The following is a 19,168-nucleotide window of genomic DNA, read 5'->3' on the forward strand; positions in this document are numbered from 1 at the left end:
CGCGACGGCGGGCGGAGGCCCGCGCCGGTCCCGGGTGACGCCCCGATCGCGGCCGTCACCCGGGAACCGAGGGGAACGAACACCGCATGCCGCCGCCGGGCCGGCAGGGCCGACGGCGCCCCGCACCACCCGACGGTGCCCCGCACCACCCGACGGTGCCCCGCACCGCCCGGCGGCGTGCCGGCCCGGACGACCGTCGCGCCCCGCCGCTCCCGACGACCGTCGCGTCCCGCCGCTCCCGGCGGCACGCGAGGGTCCGCCTCCCCGCGGGCGGGCGCCCGCCCGCACCCGCGACGCGCGCGTCAGCCTTCGCGGACCTCGGACCGGCCCTCCATCGCCAGCAGTTCCTCGTTCGGGATCGCCCCGCCGAACCGGCGGTCGCGGGAGGCGAACTCCAGGCAGGCCCGCCACAGGTCGCGCCGGTCGAAGTCGGGCCACAGCACGTCCTGGAACACCATCTCCGCGTACGCGCTCTGCCACAGCAGGTAGTTGGAGGTGCGCTGCTCCCCGCTGGGCCGCAGGAACAGGTCGACGTCCGGCATGTCCGGGTAGTACAGGTACTTGGCGAACGTCTTCTCGCCGATCTTCGACGGGTCGAGCCGCCCGGCCCGCACGTCCTCCGCCATGGCCTGCGCCGCGTCCGCGATCTCCGCCCGGCCGCCGTAGTTCATGCAGAAGTACAGCGTGAGCCGGTCGTTGTCCTTGGTCTGCTCCTGGGCGACCTGGAGTTCCTTCGCCACCGACTTCCACAGCTTGGGCATGCGCCCCACCCAGCGCACCCGCACGCCCAGTTCGTCGAGGGTGTCGCGGCTCTTGCGGATGAAGTCGCGGTTGAAGTTCATCAGGAAGCGCACCTCGTCGGGCGACCGCTTCCAGTTCTCGGTGGAGAAGGCGTACAGGGAGATCGATCCGACGCCCATCTCGATGGCGCCCTGGAGCACGTCGACCACCCGCTCGGCGCCGACCTTGTGCCCCTCGGTGCGCGGCAGCCCGCGCTCCTTGGCCCACCGGCCGTTGCCGTCCATGACGATCGCCACGTGCCGGGGCACGAGTTCCCCGGGGATCCTGGGCGGCCGGGCGCCGGAAGGGTGCGGTTCCGGCGTCCTGTACTCCCGGCGCTGACGCCCCAGGAACCCGCGTACGGCCATGTGTCTCTCGTCTCCCTCTGGCTGTTCGTTCTGTTCGCCTGGTGGTCGCTACTTCTCGACGTACCGCAGGGAGCGCAGCCCGCGCTCCAGGTGCCAGTGCAGGTACGCGGAGACCAGTCCGCTGCCCTCCCGGACGTGCCGCGCCTCGGCCGCGTCCGCGGTCTGCCAGTCTCCCGTGAGCAGGGCACCCAGCAGTTCCAGTGCCTCCGGCGAGGGTACGACGCTGCCGGGGACCCGGCAGTCGCCGCACACGGACCCGCCCGACGCGACCGAGAAGAACCGGTTCGGGCCGGGCATCCCGCACTTGGCGCAGTCGCCGAAGGTGGGGGCGTAGCCGTTGACGGCCAGGGAGCGCAGCAGGAACGCGTCGAGCACGAGGTGCGGCGCGTGCTCGCCCCGGGCGAGGGTCCGCAGGGCGCCGACCAGCAGCAGGTACTGCTGCACCGCCGGTTCCCCTTCGTGGTCGGTGAACCGCTCGGCCGTCTCCAGCATGGCCGTCCCGGCGGTGTAGCGCGCGTAGTCCGTCACGATCCCGCCGCCGTAGGGGGCGATCGTCTCGCTCTGCGTGCACAGCGGCAGGCCGCGGCCGACCAGCTCGCTCCCCCGGGAGAAGAACTGCACGTCCACGTGCGAGAACGGTTCGAGGCGCGCGCCGAACTTCGACTTCGTCCGGCGCACCCCCCTCGCCACGGCGCGTACGCGTCCGTGACCGCGCGTGAGCAGTGTGATGATCCGGTCCGCCTCACCCAGCTTCTGGGTGCGCAGCACGATGCCGTCGTCGCGGAACAGACTCATGCCGCCCATTGTCGCCTACGTTCACGGCACCTCACCGCGGCTGCGGGCATTGGCGTACGCCGTCGCCTCCCGCAGCCGCTCCGCGGCGGTCGCCTGCCGCACGGCGCCGGGCTCCGCGTCCCACTCCTTGCCCCCGCCGTACGGCCGCAGTTGCACGTAGGGCCCCTCGTGCCCCATCACGACCCCGATCCGTCCGGTTCCGGTGTCCACGACGTACGCGCCGAGCGCCGGCCTCACCGCACCACCGCCGCGAGCCGCTGCGCGGTGCGGACCGGGATCCGCCCCGGGTCGACGAGCGGACAGGGCGCCTCCCGCGCAAGACTCACCGGGTCCAGCCCCAGTGACGGCAACGTAATTCCCGTCTTTGCGAACGCCGCCCGCAATTCCTTCACCACTTCCTCCGCTTCTTCGACGCAGAGCGCCGAGTGCTGTGCCTCCACCCTGCTCCCCTTTCTTTTCGGCTTTCACTCTTCTCACCCCAAGAGGGGGGCACCCTCCCTACACTCGGAAGAGTTTCAGCCGCACAAGTGCGATTCTGCGCAAAGGGTTTGATCGATGGCCAACGGTTCACGCCAGGCGGCGTGGGAGTTCTCCGGCACGGAACTGAAGCGCAGGCGTGAGGACGCCGGGTTCACGCAGGTGGAGCCGGAGATGCGGGTCTTCGTTTCGGCGGCCGCATCGGACAGTTCGAACAGGCCATTCGTGGGCCGCAATGAGATGGGGCGCAGCGGATCGACTCCGTCCTGCACACCGACAGCATTTTCGAGCGGATGTGGCACAACCTGATTCGTGACCGGCGCTATGCGGATTACTTCGCGAGCGAGGCCGAGCTGGAAGCATCGGTGACGACGAGCATCTCCGAGTTCTCCCCCACGCTGTTTCCGGGTCTCGCCCAGACGCCCGAGTACGGACGCGAGGTCACCCTCGCCATGAATCCGCTCACGCCGGAGGAGTTCGTCACGGAGAAAGTGGCTCCTCCAGCGACGGCAGGGGAGGCGGCTGCCTCGAAGCCGCCGACGGACTCTCCGGTGTTGTCCCCGTGCGGGACAGCAAGGTGGCCGGAGGGCCGGTGGTCGTGGTGGGGGCGGTGGCCGTGGTGGGGGCGGTGGCCTGGACGGAGTTCACAGGCGCCGTGGGGGCCACTCGCTTCTCTGCCAGTGTCGTGCCTCCACGAGCCGCGTAAAGGGCGCTGCGCGTCGCCTGCGGCGATGGGCCTGCGGCCCACCCTTGACACGGCTCGCTCCGGCACGGGTCAGAAGCGAGCGAGCGGCCCGGAGGAACGGGTGCCCGAGGTCGGCCGCTCTCACGTTCGCTGCAGCAGTGGCCGGAGCCGGAGGGCGCATCAGCGCCTCGCCTGCACGCCGGGCCGTCTCGGCGGCCGACGGCCCGTACGTCCTACGGCAATCACTGCCCCGCAGGGCCAGCGGCAGGGGACTGGCCTGACGGCCCGGACTGGCCTGACAGCCCGGCGACGGGGACCGGCCGCCGTACAGCCCCTGGCCCAACCTCTCTCCGCATCCGCGCGCACAGTGCCCGGCATCGGTTACCCCCTCCCGAATCCGTGAACACTTGAGGCCAAAGTGCTCACGGAATTCAAGACACTCCCCCGCCACACGGCGCCACACGGCCGGTGCCAACCCCCAGCAGCACACAGCCCCCACGAACTCGACCCCCAGCACCGAGCACCGAGCACAAGTTCCGAGCAACGAGCACGAGTTCCGAGCAACGAGCAGGAGTTGCGAGCACCGGGCACCGAGCACGAGTTCTAAGCGCCGGGCAGCGAGCACGAGTTCCGGGCACCGGGCACCGGGCACCGGGCACCGGGCACCGAAATATCACCCACCATCGCTGCCGCACCACTACCCGCCACCACGGCCCACGGGTCCACAACCCACGGCCCACAACCCACGGTCCGCAACCGACAACCGACAAGCTGCCAGCCGCAAACTGCGAGCTGCCAACTGCGAGCTGCGAGCTGCAGGCCACGAGCTGCAAGCGACAACCACTGGACGATCCGTGCGGGCGCCCCCACGGCGGGCCGGCCCCCGACAGACCGGCCGCCAGAACCACCCGGCGTGCCCCCCACCAGCGCGGAGCGCATCCCCCCAGCCGAAGACCGGCCGGCCGCCGAGACGGCCCGGCGTGCCCCCACCCCGCCGACGCGCATCCGTCACCCCCGGCCGACCACGCAACCACCGTGAGCGTCGCCACGCCCGGGCCCCCCATTCCCCCCGGCCGCCCGCACGCTTCTCCCCCGCGCTGGAGCGCCCCGTGTCAAGGGTGGGCCGCAGGCCCATCGCCGAAGGCGACGCGCAGCGCCCTTTACTCGGGGTGCGCAAGCGCGACACTGACCAAGAAGCGGGTGGCCCCACGGCCACGTGCAACCGCCCCCGCATCAGGACACGGCAGCCGCCGCCCCCACGGCCACGTGCGACCACCCCCACATCAGGACACGGCAGCCGCCGCCCCCACACCCGCGCCCCCTCCGACACCCGCCGCCCCAGTCCCCGCCCCCGCCCGCGTCCCCACGGCAGTGCCCCGCGCCATGGCCAGCCGCAGGCCGACCTCCACCAGGGTCCAGCCGACCCGGGCACGCCAGACCGCCGGGAGTGACGGCCCGGACACACCGGCCGGGCGCCTCGTGTCCGCCTCCGCGCGGAGTTCCGCCGCGCGCATGCCGTGCAGCATGAGATGGGTGTCGGGATGCATCACGTGACCTCTCACTTCCTGCGAACGGGCATGAGGTGCGTGTGGATGCGCACCTGTTCGGTCTCCGGGGTTCCCTCGGTGGAGTCCGGTGTGCGGTAGCTCGCGACGAGGTCGTGCATCCTCTGACGGAGCTCGCGGGCCGACTCCGGCGTCAGATCGAGTGTCCAGTCGCTCATGTCGGAGCTGTCGCGCCACTCCTGCGACCAGTCCTCGCGGGTGCCGAGCCAGGTCGCCAGCTCCTTGGTGTGCTGGTTGGCGACCTCATGCAGGAACAGGTCGGCGGCGCCCCGCACGTCGGGGTCGCTGTCCTGGAGCAGGGCCGCGTCGAAGCGGACGCCCTCGTGGACGGCCCGCCACCACCGCTCGCGGCCCTTGCCCTGCTCCGGGGCGTCCTCCACGAAGCCGTAGGCGGCCAGTTGGCGCAGGTGGTAGCTGGTGGCGCCGCTGGACTCGCCCAGCTTGGCGGCCAGTCGGGAGGCGGTGGCGGGTCCGCCGCGACGCAGCTCGTTGAGCAGCTGCATCCGCATCGGGTGGGCGAGACCGCGCAACGACCGTGCGTCGAGGCTGTGGAGCTCGGGTTCCTGCGGTGCCTGCGGTTCCTGGGATTCCGTCATGGCGACCACCGTAGCGATGCAAAGAAAGCCTTGCAAGGGAATCTTTGCATTCAGAGCTTTGCAAGCACTCCTTTGCATGGGCGGGCTGCGCGCGAAGTGCCGAACAGGCGCCCGGGGCCGACCCGTTCGTCGGACCGGCAGATGAACTGGCGATGACGCCGTCGGCGTGACGTTCCCCCGTGCACGCAACCGGGGCGGCAGCCCGAACGCTCCTTCCCGGCAGAACCGACACCCCTTGGTGAGGAGACCGACATGACCGCCACCGCTTTCGAGTACGGCCCGGAGCATGTCTTCGTCGACCCCTACGCCTGCGGAGACGACTTCCTGCTGTCGCCGCCGGACCCGGCCGACCGCCTCGACATCGCCCTCGACCCGCGCGACCGCCGACGGCTGGACCTGCACGCGGCGCTGACCGCCGCCGGCATCCCGCCGCGCCCGGAGGACCGGGAGGCGATCGAGAGCCTCAGCGCGCTGCCGGGCAGCGTCAACACCACCATCCAGCGCTGGCTGCACCACACGCTCTGAGGCGGGACGGCCGTCACACCGCGCCCGGGGCCACCAGTCCCGACTCGTAGGCGACGATGACGAGTTGGGCCCGGTCCCGGGCGCCCAGCTTGCCCATGATCCGGCTGACGTGGGTCTTCGCCGTGAGCGGGCTCAGCCCCAGCGCCTCCGCCACAGCGGCGTTGTTCAGGCCCCGTGCGACGAGGGTGAGGACTTCGCGCTCCCGGCCGGACAGGCACTCGGGGCCCTGGGACAGCGCGGGCGCCGGGGTGCGCAGGAAACGCTGGATGAGCCGGGCGGTGGGTCCCGGCGAGAGCAGGGCGTCACCGGCGGCCACCGTGCGGACGGCGTCCAGGAGGTCGGCCGGCCGGGTGTCCTTGACCAGGAACCCGGAGGCGCCGGCCCGGAGCGCGTCGACGATGTTCTCGTCGGTGTCATAGGTGGTGAGGACGAGCACCTTCACCCCGGCGAGATCGTCGTCGGCCGCGATCAGCCGGGTCGCCTCGATGCCGTCCAGGTCGGGCATGCGGATGTCCATGACGACGAGGTCGGCACGCCGGGCGCGGGCGAGTTCGACGGCCTCGCGTCCGGTGCCGGCCTGGCCGACGACCTCCATGCCGTCGGCCGAGTCGACGAGCATGGCGAACGCCTCCCGCACCAGTCGCTGGTCGTCGGCGAGCAGGACGCGGATGGTCATCGGGCTCCCTCGTCGGTCGTGGTGGCGGGCCTCGTCAGGGGCAGGGTCGCCGTCACCCGGAAACCGCGCTCGTCCCCCGGCCCGGCATCGAGTGTGCCGCCCACGCTGCGGGCCCGCTCCCGCATGCCGGTCAGGCCGAAGCCGGGCGGACGGTCCGGCGGCGGGCCGGTGCCGTCGTCGGTGACGGACAGGTGCAACGTACCGTCCTCCTGGCGCAGTTCGACCAGTACGGCCGGGTCGGGCCCGGCGTGCCGCACCACGTTGGTCAGGGCCTCCTGGACGATGCGGTAGGCGGCGGCCCCCACGGCGGAGGGGACCTCGCCGGCATCACCCGTCCGCTCGACGCGCGCACCGGCCAGGCGGGCGGTCGCCACCAGGTCGGGCAGGCCGTCCAGGCCGGGCAGCGGGCCGCGGGCGTCGGTGTCGTGCTCGCGCAGCACCTCCAGGGTGGAGCGGAGTTCACCACGCGCGGTGCGGCACACCTCGGCGATGTCGTCGAGGGACCGGGCGACGGCCTCCCGGTCGAGCCGTTCGGGGTCGGCGGCCAGCACGTGCGCGGCGACAGATGTGCGCACCCCGATCACGGTGATGCTGTGGGCGAGCAGGTCGTGCAGGTCGCGGGCGATGCGCAGGCGTTCCTCGGCGACCCGGCGGCGGGCCTCCTCCTCGCGGGTGCGTTCCGCGCGTTCGGCCCGTTCGACGATCGCTGCGACGTACTGGCGGTAGAAGCGGACGTCGACGCCCAGGACCAGCACGGCGACGGCCCAGCCGATGATGCGGAGCAGCTCGGTGAAGCCCTCCGGGTTCGTCAGCGCGTTCACGGTGAGGGTGCCGCCGATGACGGCGGCGCCGATCGCCAGGGTGCGGCGCGGGGTGGTGGTCGCCGCCACGGTGTACAGGGCGACCATGGTGGCGGCGACGGGCGCGGCGTGGGTGTTGTCCAGGGCGTGGTACGGCGCGGCGGCGGCCAGCACCAGACAGAGCACCGTCAGCGGGCGCCGGCGGCGCCACGGCAGCGGGACGTGCGCGGCCAGCAGCAGCGTCCAGCCGAGCGCGTCGGGCGACCGGGCGGGGTCGACGGTCAGCGCCAGGACGAGGGCGGCGACGGCCAGGCAGACGGCGAGCACGGTGTCGTTGCGGACCGCGTGCGGGGCGGTCAGGGGATCACGGTTGAGTGCCGCCATCACCCGGTGGCCGATCCGGGACCGGGGCGGTGTCGGCGCGTCCGTCGTCGTTGCCTGCACGGGTTCATCCTCCTGGACGGGGGCGCCCCGGCGGGAGGCCGGGGCGCCCTCACGTCGTCGCACCGGGCGCTACACCGGCTCGGGCTGCCGCTGCGGCTCCGCGGGCTCCGGGGCCCGGGCGAGCCGGCCCGGCCACCACAGCCGGCGGCGCAGCAGCACGCTCACCGTGGTGACGAGGTAGGTCCGCACGAGGAAGGTGTCCAGGAGGACGCCGACGGCGATGACGAAGCCGAGCTCGACGAGGGCCACCAGCGGCAGCGTGGTGAGGACGGCGAACGTCGCCGCGAGCACGATGCCCGCCGAGGCGATGACCCCGCCGGTGGTGCGCAGCGCGGACAGCGCGGCGGCCTCCGGTTCGGCGCCCCGCGTGGACTCCTCGCGCATCCGGTGCAGCAGGAAGATGCCGTAGTCGACGCCGAGCGCGACGAGGAAGACGAAGGACAGCAGGGGCAGGCCGGGATCGGTGCCCGCGAAGCCGAACAGCGGCCCGAAGACCAGTCCGCCCAGGCCGAGCGCCGCTCCCCACACCGCGACGACGGCGCCCAGCAGCAGCAACGGTGCGACCAGGCTGCGCAGCAGGGCCACCAGGATGAGGAAGACGGCGGCCAGGACGAGCGGGACGACGACCGCGCGGTCGCGGTCCTCGCTGTCGGCGAGGTCGAGGCGCTGGGCGCTGGGCCCGCCCACGTAGGCGCCGTGGTCGTCGAGTCCGTCGCGCAACGCCTCGACGGTGCGGGTCTCGGCCGGGGACTCGGGGGCGGCCGTGGTGAACACGGCGATCTCTCTCCAGCCGTCGCCCTCACGGCCGGCCGTGACCTCCGCGACGCCCTCGGTGCCGCGGGCCTCCGCCACCACCGCGTCCACGCGGTCGGCGGGCGCCATCACGGTCAGCGGGCGGCTGCCGCGCTCGGGGTACTCCCGGGCGAGCGTGTCCATGGCGGCGATCGACTCGGGCCGGTCGGTGAAGGAGTCCTCCTGCTTGAGGTCGCCGGTGAGGCCGAGCGTGCCGAGGGCGAGGGCGCCGAGGAGGAGGCCGCCCGTGGCGAGCACGGTCCGCGGGCGGCGGGCGGCGGAGGTGCCCATCACGGCGAACACGGTGCGCCGGGCCTTCGGTTCGCTGCCGAAGGCGGGGATCAGGGGCCAGAAGACGCGGCGGCCGAGGAGCACCAGGACGGCGGGCAGCAGGGTGGTCATGGCGATCAGCGCGGCCAGCACACCGATCGTGCCGACCGGGCCCATGCCGCTGCTGCTGTTGAGGTCGGCGGCGAGCAGGCACAGCAGTCCGGCCGCGACCGTGCCCGAGGAGGCGAGGATCGCCGGCCCGCAGCCGCGCAGGGCGGCCCGCATCGCGTCGTAGGGGTGTTCGTGACGGCGCAGTTCCTCGCGGTAGCGGGCGACGAGGAGCAGCGCGTAGTCGGTTCCGGCGCCGAGGACGAGGACGGTCATGATGCCGCCGCTCTGCCCGGTGACGGTGACGTCGAACAGCTCGTGCAGCCCGTACCCGGCGGCCATCGCCACGGTGGTGGCGACACCGGCGACGGCCAGCGGGACCAGCCACAGGAACGGGCTGCGGTAGATCAGCACCAGCAGCACGGTGACGACGGCGAGGGTGGCCGTCAGCAGGGCGCCGTCGATGGTCTCGAACACCTTGTTCATGTCGGTGGTCAGCGCGCCGGGCCCGCCGACCTCGACGCGCAGCCCGTCGCCGCCCTCGGCGATCTCCCGCACCCCGTCGACGAAGGCGGTCCTGGCCTCCTCGTCCTGGCCGGGCGCGGTGCTGGAGACCGGGAACATCAGCGTGCTGCCGTCCTCCGAGGGCACCCCGCGCGGGGCGTCCGCCAGCTCGTACGTGTCCCCGACCTCGGCGACCTGCTCGGCGGCGGTCTTCCGGTCGGCGGCGGTCAGGCCCCCGTCGCGGTGGTAGACCAGCACCAGATCGGTCGCCTCACCGCCGGGCAACCGGTCCTGGATGCGGGCCACCTGGGTGGAGTCGGCGCTGTCCGGCAGATAGTCCGTGGCCCGGTTCTGCTGGATGCCGCCGAACTTCCCCGCCAGTGGTCCGAGAAGGACGAGTGCGGCCAGCCAGAGGCCGACCACCGCCCACGGCACGGCCGTTCGCCGTGTCCCCCTGCTTCCTGCCCCCATGGGGCGGCTCCCTCCGCTCGGCTGTCCGGTCGCTTCCAGACTCCCGGCGGACGGGGGCGTGTTCGTCGGGCGTGAGGCCGAGATGCGGGGTACTGCGCGGGGCGGTGCGGGGGCGGCGCTACTCCCCGGGGAGTAACCGTGCCGGGGGGCCGGGAGGCAGGGTTCAGCCGCGGTCCGCCGGCCGGGTGCCGTCCTGCTCGTCGTCCACCCGTTCCTCCAGCTCGCGCAGGCCCATCCCGGCCTCCCACAACTCCTCGAAGCGGCGCAGGCGTTCGCGGACGTGGTCGGGGCGGGCGTCGATCCGCGTCCGGACGTCCGCCCCGCGTGGGTCCCGCTCGACCTCGTACGCCACCTCCGCGTCGACGACGAGGCCCGGGGCGGCGCCGCGCGCCAGGTGCGGGGGCAGTTCGGGGAGGACGACGACACGCACGTCGATGCGCAGCAACTCCTGTTCCTCGCACCACCGCAGCAGCACGTCGTCCAGTTCGGTGGTGCTGTCCAGCAGGAACAGCCTCCGTACCGGCACCCCGCGGTCGCTGATCGCCTCCTCCTGGGCGCGGAGCCGGCGGCCGGCGGGCTCACTGCTCCGGAATTGCCGGTCCGCGGAGGTGCTGGTGGCGTCGATGGACCGCTCGGCGGCGCGGATGAGGGAGAGCGGCCAGTCGTGGTTCTCCCCCGGGGACTCCACGGCGAGCGTGGCGAGCGCGGCTATCTGCTCCCGTACCCGGCGGATCTCCGACCGGGCGAACGCGCGCAGGACCGGCGGTCCGCCCTCCGGGTCCGCCTCGGGTCCGGTGCCACGGCCGTCCACCGCGACGGAGGGGGCCGGCCCGGCCGCCCCGGGAGTACCGCTGTCCGCCGGACGTCCCGGTGAGGGTGCCGCCCGGAGCAGGTACGGCACGACCACCGCGCCGAGGGCGCAGAGTCCGGCGGCGGTCAGGTGCCGGGTCGGGCCGTCCTCCGGGCTGAGCAGCGCGGCCACCCCCCAGACGACCAGCCCGACGGCGGCCCCGGCCAGGAGGGTCCGGGTGGCCGTCGCGGACACGGCCGGGCGGCGACCGGCCGGCGTGCCGCCCTTCGCGTCGGGGGGCGGCGGTGCGGTGCTCATGGCGGCCCCCAGGGGAAGCGGCGGGCGCGGTCGGCGTTCGTTCCCGGGAGCGGCGGACTCCGGTCGGAGGGCGGGGGCCGGCGGCACCCCGGAAGAGGCGGTCGGCCGGCGGCGCCCCGGAAGGCGCGGTCGGCGGGCGGCGCCCCGGAAGGCGCGGTCGGCGGGCGGCGGTCCCGGCACGGGGGCCACCGGGGGGACGGCCCTCGGGCCCGGCGGTGTCCGGAGGTCCTCGTTACGACGGCGTCCTGGCCGCCGTCAGCAGGCGGGTGACGTCGTCGGAGCAGATGGTGAGGGCTGCGCCGACGGTGGCGAGGGCGTCGCGTTCGGCGGGCGTGTAGGGGCCGTCGGCAAGGGCGATGCGGGCGCCCTGGAGGAGGATCGACTCGCGGCCGGCGGCGGCGAGGTGCGGGGCGAGCGGGTCCAGGGCCTCGTGCAGTTCGATGGCGAGGCCGGCCGTGCACGGCTCCCCGGTGAAGCGGCCGGTGTCGTCGGCCAACGCCTCGACGAGGGACTCCAGTTGCTCCTCGGTGCAGTCGTCGAACCCGGCGGCGCGGACCGCGGTGACGGCCGACTCCAGGGCGGCGCGGGAGCCGGTGCCGCCGGCCGCGAGGACCGCCAGCGCGACGGTGTGCACGGCGTCCCGGAGCATCGCGGAGAAGCGGGTCGTGGTCGGGTGGTCCAGCACGTCGGTGCCGAAGTGGCGGCGGCAGGCGGCGCACTCGACGACCGGGCCGGTGCTGCCGCGCGGCAGCACGGGCAGGCCGAGGAGGGAGAAGCGGCGCCGGCCGGTCAGCCGCTGGTAGTTGCGGTCGCCGCCGCAGCCCGGGCAGAAGAACTCCCCGTCGCCGACGGGCGTCCACGCCGTGCGGGTGCCCAGCAGGCGCGACAGCCCGGTGGCGGCGGCACGGCCGTTCGGTTCCCGTCCTGGCAGCACGTCGCACCTCCACAACTCCCCCGCTGCCGGACGGCGCGGGCGGTGCCCCCGGCGGCACCCTTGCCGCTTGCGTGATGTTAGCCACATCCACGAGCCGGAGTCAGCACCTCGGACGAGACCTCTCCGTGACCTCCACACCTTTTTGGCCGGTTGACGACGGCGGCTCCGCCCGCCCCGGGGGGCGGACGGAGCCCGGGAGTCCGTCGAAGCGGCAGGTCAGCGGGCCGCCCGGTTGACGGCCGAGACGACCGCCTTCAGGGAGGCGCGCGTGGTGTTCGCGTCGATTCCGATCCCCCACAGAACCTTGTCGCCGATCGCGCACTCGATGTACGAGGCGGCCTGCGCGGAGGCGCCCTCGCTCATGGTGTGCTCCTGGTAGTCCAGCAGGCGTACGTCGATGCCGATGCCCTGCAGTGCGTCGAAGAAGGCCGAGATCGGGCCGTTGCCGGAGCCGGTCAGGGTGGTCTGCTCGCCGTCGACGGTGGCCTCGACGGCGAGGGTGTCCACGCCGTCGCGGTCGGTGGTGGACTGGCCGGTGGCGACCTGGATGCGGCCCCAGGGGTTGTCCGGGTTGGGCAGGTACTCGTCCTGGAAGACCGCCCAGATGTCCGCGGGGGTGACCTCGCCGCCCTCGGCGTCCGTCTTCGCCTGGATGATCTTCGAGAACTCGATCTGCATCCGGCGCGGCAGGTCCAGCTTGTGGTCGTTCTTCAGGACGTAGGCGATGCCGCCCTTGCCGGACTGCGAGTTGACGCGGATGACGGCCTCGTAGGAGCGGCCGACGTCCTTGGGGTCGATGGGCAGGTACGGGACCGCCCACTCCAGGTCGTCGACGGTGACGCCCTTGGCCTTCGCGTCAGCCTCCATGGCGTCGAAGCCCTTCTTGATGGCGTCCTGGTGGGAGCCGGAGAAGGACGTGTAGACCAGGTCGCCCACGTACGGGTGGCGCGGGTGGACGTCCATCTGGTTGCAGTACTCCCACGTGCGACGGATCTCGTCGATGTCGGAGAAGTCGATCTGCGGGTCGACGCCCTGGGAGAACAGGTTCATGCCCAGGGTGACCAGGTCGACGTTGCCGGTGCGCTCGCCCTGCCCGAACAGGCAGCCCTCGACGCGGTCGGCGCCGGCCATCACGGCCAGTTCGGCGGCGGCGACGGCGGTGCCGCGGTCGTTGTGCGGGTGGACGGACAGGCAGACGTACTCGCGGCGGGAGAGGTTGCGGCCCATCCACTCGAAGCGGTCGGCGTGCGTGGAGGGGGTGGAACGCTCCACGGTGGCGGGCAGGTTGAGGATGATCTCGCGGCCCGGACCGGGCTGGTAGACGTCCATCACCGCCTCGCAGACCTCCAGGGCGAAGTCCAGCTCGGTGTCGGTGAAGATCTCCGGGCTGTACTGGTAGCCGAACTCGGTCTCCTCACCCAGCAGCTTCTCCGCGTACTCCATCACCAGGCGGGTGCCGTCCACGGCGATCTGCTTGATGTCGTCCTTGGAGCCGCGGAAGACCACGCGGCGGAAGACGGGCGCGGTGGCGTTGTACAGGTGGACGGTGGCGCGCCGGGCGCCCTTCAGCGACTCCACCGTGCGCTCGATCAGGTCCTCGCGAGCCTGGGTCAGCACGGAGATGGTGACGTCGTCCGGGATGGCGTCCGGGTCCTCGATGATCGAGCGGACGAAGTCGAAGTCGGTCTGGCCGGAGGCGGGGAAGCCGACCTCGATCTCCTTGTAGCCCATGCGGACCAGCAGGTCGAACATCGCGCGCTTGCGGGCGGGCGACATGGGGTCGATCAGCGCCTGGTTGCCGTCCCGCAGGTCGGTGGAGAGCCAGCGGGGGGCCTGGGTGATCCGGTTGGCCGGCCACGTGCGGTCGGGGATGTCGACCTGCTCGTAGCGGCCGTACTTGTGGAACGGCATGGAACTGGGCTGCTGGCGGTTTGCCATGGTGCGTGGGCTCCTCGGGGGTCCGCGGGGGTGTCCGGATGGACGGCCGACGGCGCAGCGCCACACTCCGCGGGGAGGGGGTCGGCCTCTACTGCAGGCCCTCGCCGCGGCAGCTAAGGAGAAGCAGCCCGAAACGCATGATGCTCCGTAGCCTAACCGAGCCGCGCTGCGTGCGGGGGTGTGTATCAGTATGCGGGACCGGGCCGACGAACTGGCCCGAAAGTGCCGAATACCACGCCGAGGACGGACAAGAGGGGTATTGGCGGGGCATTTCATCCGTCACGGTTGCGTCGCCGTCGCGGACAGTGACAGCGGGAACACGGAGTGCGATTCTGCGTCCATGGCCACTCACGGGGGCTTCGAGCCCGTCTTCTGCACCATCGTCCCGCCCCACGTCCTCGACCGGCTCGCGCAGGCCGACGACCCGGTGCTCGCCGGACCGGCGCGCCGCACCCTCCAGCGCGACGCCTACGAACGCACCCAGCGCCGCCTGACCACGGTCGTCGGCGCCCGCGCCGTCACCCCGCTCGCCGCCGAGCCCGGGACGCCGCACCGCACGGTCCACGACGCCGGTCACGGCACCGACCTGCCGGGGCGGGCGGTACGCACCGAGGGCGACGAGCCCGGGCCGGACGCCACCGTCAACCGCGCCTACGCCGGCCTCGGCGCCACCTTCGAGCTGCTGCTGTCGGCGTACGGGCGCGACTCGATCGACGGCGCCGGGATGCCACTGGTGGCGACCGTGCACTACGACCGCGACTACAACAACGCCTTCTGGAACGGCGAGCAGATGGTGTTCGGCGACGGGGACGGGGAGATCTTCCTCGACTTCACCCTCCCGGTCGACGTGATCGGCCACGAGCTGGCGCACGGTCTCACCCAGCACACCGCCAACCTGACCTACTTCGGGCAGCCCGGCGCGCTCAACGAGTCGGTGTCGGACGTCTTCGGCGCGCTCATCAAGCAGTACACGCTCGGCCAGACCGCTTCCGAGGCCGACTGGCTGATCGGTGCCGGGCTGCTCGCGCCGCGGGTCACGGGCACGGCGCTGCGGTCGATGAAGGAACCCGGCACCGCGTACGACGACGACGTCCTCGGCAAGGACCCGCAGCCCGCGACGATGGACGACTACGTCCGCACCGGCCGGGACAACGGCGGTGTGCACATCAACTCCGGCATCCCCAACCACGCCTTCTACCTGGCGGCGACCACGCTGGGCGGGCACGCCTGGGAGCGTGCGGGGCAGGTCTGGTACGACGTGCTGACCGGCGGCGAACTGCCACAGGACGCGATGTTCACGGACTTCGCGACGCTGACGGTGAAGGCGGCGCGGGCGCGCTTCGGGGAGGGCGAGGAGCTGCTCGCGGTGACCAAGGCGTGGGAGCGGGTGGGGGTGCGCACGCTGTAGCCGCGCGCTCCCGCGGGGTGGGCGTGCCGGGTGTTCTCGTACTAGACAGGGAGCCATGCGGATTCAGGTGCGGCGCTCGGGCGGGTTCGCGGGCATCGAGCGGCAGGCCGAGGTGGACACCGTGGGGCGGGCGGACGCCGCGGAGTGGCACGCCCTCGCCGAGCGGGCGGTGGCCGCGGGCAGCGGCTCGCCGCCCGCCGGGGTGCCGGACGGCTTCGGCTACCGGATCACGGTGGACGGCCGGACGGTGTACTGCGCGGAGCCCCGGCTGACCGAGGAGCAGCGCGCGCTGGTCTCCCGCGTGCTCCGGGAGGGCGCGTAACAGCCTTTTGCGGCCGGGGCGTTGACTCCGCTCGCCGGCGGTGCGGATGATCCACCCCATGGTGACGACGAACCCGGTGCCCCGCTTCCCGGACGGCTTCCTGTGGGGTGTGTCCACCTCGGCGCACCAGATCGAGGGCGCGGTGGACGAGCGGGAGCCGTCCGTGTGGGACGTGTTCACGGCCGAGCCGGGCCGGGTGCGGGACGGGTCGACGGCGGCGGTGGCCTGCGACCACGTGCGCCGGCACGGTGAGGACGTGGCGCTGCTGGCCGGCCTGGGCGTGGACGCGTACCGGTTCTCGGTGTCCTGGCCGCGGGTGCGTGCCCGGGGCGGCCTGGACTTCTACGACCGGCTGGTCGACGACCTGTGCGCGGCCGGGGTGCGGCCGGTGCCGACGCTGTTCCACTGGGACCTGCCGGCCGGGCTGGACTGGCGGGAGCGGGACACCGCCGAGCGGTTCGCCGCGTACGTGTCCGAGGTCGTCGGGCGCCTCGGCGACCGGGTGACGAAGTGGATCACGCTCAACGAGCCCGCCGAGCACACCCTGCTGGGCCACGCCCTGGGCATCCACGCGCCCGGTCTGAAGCTGCTGTTCGACGCGCTGCCGGTGGCCCACCACCAACTCCTGGCGCACGGCCTCGCGGTGCGCGCGCTGCGGGCGGGCGGAGCGGACGACATCGGCATCGCCAACTCGCACGGCCCGACCTGGCCGGCGTCGGAGGACCCGGCGGACGTGGAGGCGGCCGACTTCCACGACCTGCTGCTGAACCGGCTGTTCGCCGACCCGCTGCTGCTCGGCCGCTACCCGGACGGCATCGACGCGCTGATGCCCGGGGACGTGGCGGCGGACCTTCAGGTGATCTCCGAACCGCTCGACTGGTACGGGATCAACTACTACGCGCCGACCCGCGTGGGCGCCCCGCAGGGCACCGAGACCGACTTCGGCGGCATCCGGATGCCGGCCGAACTGCCCTTCTCCGTACGGGAGATCAGCGGGCGTCCGGTGACCGACTTCGGCTGGCCGGTGGTGCCGGAGGCGCTGACGGAGGTCCTGACGGCCTTCCGCGACCGCTACGGCGACCGGCTCCCCCCGGTCGTGATCACCGAGAACGGCTGCTCCTACGAGGGCGTCGACGACCCGGAGCGCATCGCCTACCTGGACGGCCACGTCCGTGCCCTGCACCGGGCGCTGGAGGCGGGCGTGGACGTGCGCGGCTACTTCGTGTGGTCGCTGCTGGACAACTTCGAGTGGGCCGAGGGCTTCGCCCGCCGCTTCGGCCTGGTCCACGTCGACTTCGCCACGCAGCGGCGCACGCCGAAGGCGTCCTACGCCTGGTTCCGGGAGCTGCTGCGCGAGCAGCGGTCCTGAGCCGCCGCGCGGCTCAGGACCCCGGCCACCGCGACTGCTTCAGGCGCCCACCCCGGCCCGCCCGCGTCAGAACCCCAGCCGCCGCAACTGCTTCGGGTCCCGCTGCCAGTCCTTGGCCACCTTCACGTGCAGGTCGAGGAAGACCGGGGTACCGAGCAGGGCTTCGATCTGCTTGCGGGACTTGATGCCGACGTCCTTCAGGCGCTTGCCCTTGGGGCCGATGACGATGCCCTTCTGGCTGGAGCGCTCGATGAAGAGGTTGGCGTGGATGTCCAGCAGGGGCTTGTCGGCGGGGCGGTCCTCGCGGGGCAGCATCTCCTCGACGACGACCGCGATGGAGTGCGGCAGTTCGTCCCGGACGCCTTCCAGGGCCGCCTCGCGGATCAGTTCGGCGACCATGACCTGCTCGGGCTCGTCGGTGAGGTCGCCCTCGGGGTAGAGCGCCGGGCCCTCGGGCATCAGCGGGATGAGGAGGTCGGCCAGCAGGTCGACCTGCTGGTTCGCGGTCGCGGAGACCGGCACGATCTCCGCCCAGGTGATGCCCAGCTCCTCGCCCAGCCGGTCCACGGCGATCAGCTGCTCGGCGAGGGCCTTGCTGTCCACCAGGTCGGTCTTGGTGACGATGGCGATCTTGGGGGTCTTCTTGATCCCGGCGAGTTCCTTGGCGATGAAGCGGTCGCCGGGGCCGATCTTCTGGTCGGCGGGGAGGCAGAAGCCGATGACGTCGACCTCGGCCCAGGTGGTGCGGACCACGTCGTTGAGCCGCTCGCCGAGCAGGGTGCGCGGCTTGTGCAGGCCCGGGGTGTCCACCAGGATCAGCTGCGCGTCGGGGCGGTGCACGATGCCGCGCACGGTGTGCCGGGTGGTCTGGGGCCGGTTGGAGGTGATCGCCACCTTCTGCCCGACCAGCGCGTTCGTGAGGGTGGACTTGCCGGCGTTGGGGCGGCCCACGAAGCAGGCGAAACCGGCCCGGTGGACAGCTTCGGCCGGCTGCTCGGATGACTGGGTACGAACGCTCATGCGCCCATTGTCGCTGATCCCCGGAGCCCCGCCGCACCATCGGAGCCGGCTCCCGGCCCTCCGCCCCCCGGGACCGGGGCGCCGGGCCGGGCACCCGAGGGTCCCCGGCCCGGCGCTCCGCCCGGTGCGGATCAGTCGAAGACGAACGGGCCCGGGGACTGCGGTCCCGTGGCGGTGCAGGTGATGGTGATGAAGCCGAACGCCGTCACCTTCAGGGTGCCGCCGAAGGCCTCCAGGCTGTCCCCGGGGGCGACGGTTCCGGTGAGCGGGCCGACCTCCAGGGCGTCACCGGTGGACATGGCGGGGTTCTTGGTGCCCTTGAAGACGGTGGTGCCGCCGCCCTCCTTGACCATCTTCAGCTCGGACACCAGGGAGTCCTTGCCGATGGAGAGCGGCGCGGTGACCGCGGAGGTGTTGATGGTGAGGGTGGCGGACGTGCCGTTCTGGGTGGCCGTGAGGGTGGCGGCGCCACCGCCCCAGCTCCCGCAGTCGGCGTCGACGGTGGCCGACCCGGGGGCGACGGCCGCCGCGGCGGGGGCGAAGGCGAGTCCGCAGACCGCGAGGGTGCCCGCCGCCAGGGACAGGCCGAGTCCGATTCGCTTGCCTCTCATGGAATTCCGGCTCCCTTTCCGTGTGGGGGGAGTCCCGTGGGGAGGGACTCCGTCGGGGGAACGTTCGGGAACTGATCGGCAGATGGGGTCCGGACCCGCTGCACACCGGACGACCTGACGTGGCATCAGGTCGTCCGGTTTCCATTGATGCGCGGGAGGCGGTGCGCGGCAAGGTGGAAATCCGGCCTATTTACCGCCGGTAACAGCAGGTGGGTCAGCCCGCCGGAAGGGTCTCCCGCACGGTGCCGTCGGGACCGGCCACCAGGACCGGGGTGGCCGGCCCGCCCAGGTCCCGCACCGCCGCGCGGTCCTCGTCCGGCACCGCGCCCGCCTCGGTCACCACGGCCGCCGCCTCCAGGGACGTCGCCCCGGACGCCACCGCCATGGCCACCGCCGTGCGCAGCGCGCTGAGCCGGAGGGAGTCCAGGGCCACGGTGCCCGCGGCGTAGGTGCGGCCGTTCCCGTCGCGCACGGCGGCACCCTCGGGCACGCCGTTGCGGGCCCGGGTGGCACGGGCCAGGGTCACGATCTTGTGGTCCTCGGGGTCGAGCGCGCTGCTGTCGGTCATGCCCCGAGCATACGGATCACGGCCGGCGCGGACT

The 19,168-nt window shown here is 73.0% G+C and carries 19 protein-coding genes and 2 pseudogenes; 6 read left to right on the plus strand and 15 right to left on the minus strand.

Annotated elements, in window-relative coordinates; translation table 11 throughout:
* Positions 1-302: 302 nt before the first annotated feature.
* From AB0F01_RS03200 to AB0F01_RS03215, 4 genes are read right to left on the minus strand one after another with little or no spacing between them, the layout of a single operon-like run.
* Positions 303-1,148 carry an isoprenyl transferase gene (locus AB0F01_RS03200; RefSeq protein ID WP_362089389.1) on the minus strand — a complete coding sequence of 282 codons (846 nt, stop codon included), beginning with the start codon at positions 1,146-1,148 and terminating at the stop codon, positions 303-305.
* A gap of 48 nt (positions 1,149-1,196) precedes the next feature.
* Entirely contained in the window at positions 1,197-1,943 is a 747-nt protein-coding gene (gene recO / locus AB0F01_RS03205; protein ID WP_362089390.1) for a DNA repair protein RecO, read from the minus strand.
* 21 nt (positions 1,944-1,964) lie between these two features.
* A complete protein-coding gene (locus AB0F01_RS03210) occupies positions 1,965-2,180 on the minus strand; it encodes a hypothetical protein (protein WP_362089392.1) in 216 nt (71 codons plus the stop codon).
* Complete coding sequence (locus tag AB0F01_RS03215) at positions 2,177-2,383, minus strand: hypothetical protein (protein WP_362089394.1); 207 nt, start codon at positions 2,381-2,383, stop codon at positions 2,177-2,179. The genes AB0F01_RS03210 and AB0F01_RS03215 overlap by 4 nt, the downstream gene beginning before the upstream one ends.
* Before the next feature lie 115 nt (positions 2,384-2,498).
* Between AB0F01_RS03215 and AB0F01_RS03220 the strand changes: the two are divergent.
* Both AB0F01_RS03220 and AB0F01_RS03225 read left to right on the plus strand, forming a co-directional pair.
* Positions 2,499-2,917, plus strand: a pseudogene (locus AB0F01_RS03220) (Scr1 family TA system antitoxin-like transcriptional regulator); the annotation flags it as partial.
* A pseudogene (locus AB0F01_RS03225) lies at positions 2,917-3,126 on the plus strand (DUF397 domain-containing protein); the annotation flags it as partial. The pseudogenes AB0F01_RS03220 and AB0F01_RS03225, both read left to right, overlap by 1 nt.
* 1,262 nt (positions 3,127-4,388) lie before the next feature.
* On the opposite strand, the gene AB0F01_RS03230 reads toward AB0F01_RS03225, so the two are convergent.
* A complete protein-coding gene (locus AB0F01_RS03230; RefSeq protein WP_362090215.1) occupies positions 4,389-4,652 on the minus strand; it encodes a hypothetical protein in 264 nt (87 codons plus the stop codon).
* Positions 4,653-4,663: 11 nt separating this feature from the next.
* Positions 4,664-5,266, minus strand: coding sequence for a helix-turn-helix domain-containing protein (locus AB0F01_RS03235; protein ID WP_362089396.1), 603 nt, complete (start codon positions 5,264-5,266; stop codon positions 4,664-4,666).
* Between the two features lie 252 nt (positions 5,267-5,518).
* Between AB0F01_RS03235 and AB0F01_RS03240 the strand changes: the two genes are divergently transcribed.
* Entirely contained in the window at positions 5,519-5,791 is a 273-nt protein-coding gene (locus AB0F01_RS03240; protein ID WP_362089398.1) for a hypothetical protein, read from the plus strand.
* Positions 5,792-5,804: 13 nt separating this feature from the next.
* Here AB0F01_RS03240 and AB0F01_RS03245 read toward each other — a convergent pair whose 3' ends face one another.
* The 6 genes from AB0F01_RS03245 to leuA form a co-directional block, all read right to left on the minus strand.
* Positions 5,805-6,467 (minus strand): response regulator transcription factor, encoded by a 663-nt coding sequence (locus AB0F01_RS03245; RefSeq protein WP_362089400.1) that lies wholly within the window; start codon positions 6,465-6,467, stop codon positions 5,805-5,807.
* On the minus strand, positions 6,464-7,651 hold the full coding sequence (locus AB0F01_RS03250; protein ID WP_362090217.1) for a sensor histidine kinase: 1,188 nt from the start codon (positions 7,649-7,651) through the stop codon (positions 6,464-6,466). Before AB0F01_RS03250 ends, AB0F01_RS03245 begins: the two co-directional genes overlap by 4 nt.
* Before the next feature lie 129 nt (positions 7,652-7,780).
* The gene (locus AB0F01_RS03255) at positions 7,781-9,856 is read right to left on the minus strand and encodes an MMPL family transporter (protein ID WP_362089402.1); all 2,076 of its coding nucleotides are present in this window, start codon (positions 9,854-9,856) and stop codon (positions 7,781-7,783) included.
* Positions 9,857-10,019: 163 nt separating this feature from the next.
* Positions 10,020-10,964, minus strand: a complete 945-nt coding sequence (locus AB0F01_RS03260; RefSeq protein WP_362089404.1) for a hypothetical protein — start codon at positions 10,962-10,964, stop codon at positions 10,020-10,022.
* A gap of 232 nt (positions 10,965-11,196) precedes the next feature.
* Complete coding sequence (locus AB0F01_RS03265; protein WP_362089406.1) at positions 11,197-11,898, minus strand: TerB family tellurite resistance protein; 702 nt, start codon at positions 11,896-11,898, stop codon at positions 11,197-11,199.
* Positions 11,899-12,114: 216 nt separating this feature from the next.
* Positions 12,115-13,836: a 2-isopropylmalate synthase gene (gene leuA / locus AB0F01_RS03270; protein ID WP_362089408.1), complete on the minus strand. Its 1,722-nt coding sequence runs from the start codon at positions 13,834-13,836 to the stop codon at positions 12,115-12,117.
* 340 nt (positions 13,837-14,176) lie between these two features.
* Here leuA and AB0F01_RS03275 point away from each other — a divergent pair, with 340 nt between their 5' ends.
* Genes AB0F01_RS03275 through AB0F01_RS03285 form a run of 3 tightly spaced genes read left to right on the plus strand, consistent with a single transcriptional unit; the run spans position 14,177 to position 16,935 of the window.
* The gene (locus tag AB0F01_RS03275; protein WP_362089410.1) at positions 14,177-15,244 is read left to right on the plus strand and encodes a M4 family metallopeptidase; all 1,068 of its coding nucleotides are present in this window, start codon (positions 14,177-14,179) and stop codon (positions 15,242-15,244) included.
* A 55-nt stretch (positions 15,245-15,299) separates the two neighbouring features.
* Complete coding sequence (locus AB0F01_RS03280; RefSeq protein WP_362089412.1) at positions 15,300-15,566, plus strand: protealysin inhibitor emfourin; 267 nt, start codon at positions 15,300-15,302, stop codon at positions 15,564-15,566.
* A gap of 58 nt (positions 15,567-15,624) precedes the next feature.
* Positions 15,625-16,935 carry a GH1 family beta-glucosidase gene (locus tag AB0F01_RS03285; protein WP_362089413.1) on the plus strand — a complete coding sequence of 437 codons (1,311 nt, stop codon included), beginning with the start codon at positions 15,625-15,627 and terminating at the stop codon, positions 16,933-16,935.
* A gap of 66 nt (positions 16,936-17,001) precedes the next feature.
* Here the strand turns inward: AB0F01_RS03285 and era are convergent, their stop codons facing one another.
* From era to AB0F01_RS03300, 3 genes are all read right to left on the minus strand, one after another.
* Entirely contained in the window at positions 17,002-17,955 is a 954-nt protein-coding gene (gene era / locus AB0F01_RS03290; RefSeq protein WP_362089415.1) for a GTPase Era, read from the minus strand.
* Positions 17,956-18,086: 131 nt separating this feature from the next.
* On the minus strand, positions 18,087-18,566 hold the full coding sequence (locus AB0F01_RS03295) for a hypothetical protein (protein ID WP_362089417.1): 480 nt from the start codon (positions 18,564-18,566) through the stop codon (positions 18,087-18,089).
* A 214-nt stretch (positions 18,567-18,780) separates the two neighbouring features.
* Positions 18,781-19,134: a cytidine deaminase gene (locus AB0F01_RS03300; protein WP_362089419.1), complete on the minus strand. Its 354-nt coding sequence runs from the start codon at positions 19,132-19,134 to the stop codon at positions 18,781-18,783.
* Positions 19,135-19,168 lie beyond the last annotated feature (34 nt).

This window comes from Streptomyces sp. NPDC029526, from assembly GCF_040637405.1.
Lineage (GTDB): Bacteria > Actinomycetota > Actinomycetes > Streptomycetales > Streptomycetaceae > Streptomyces.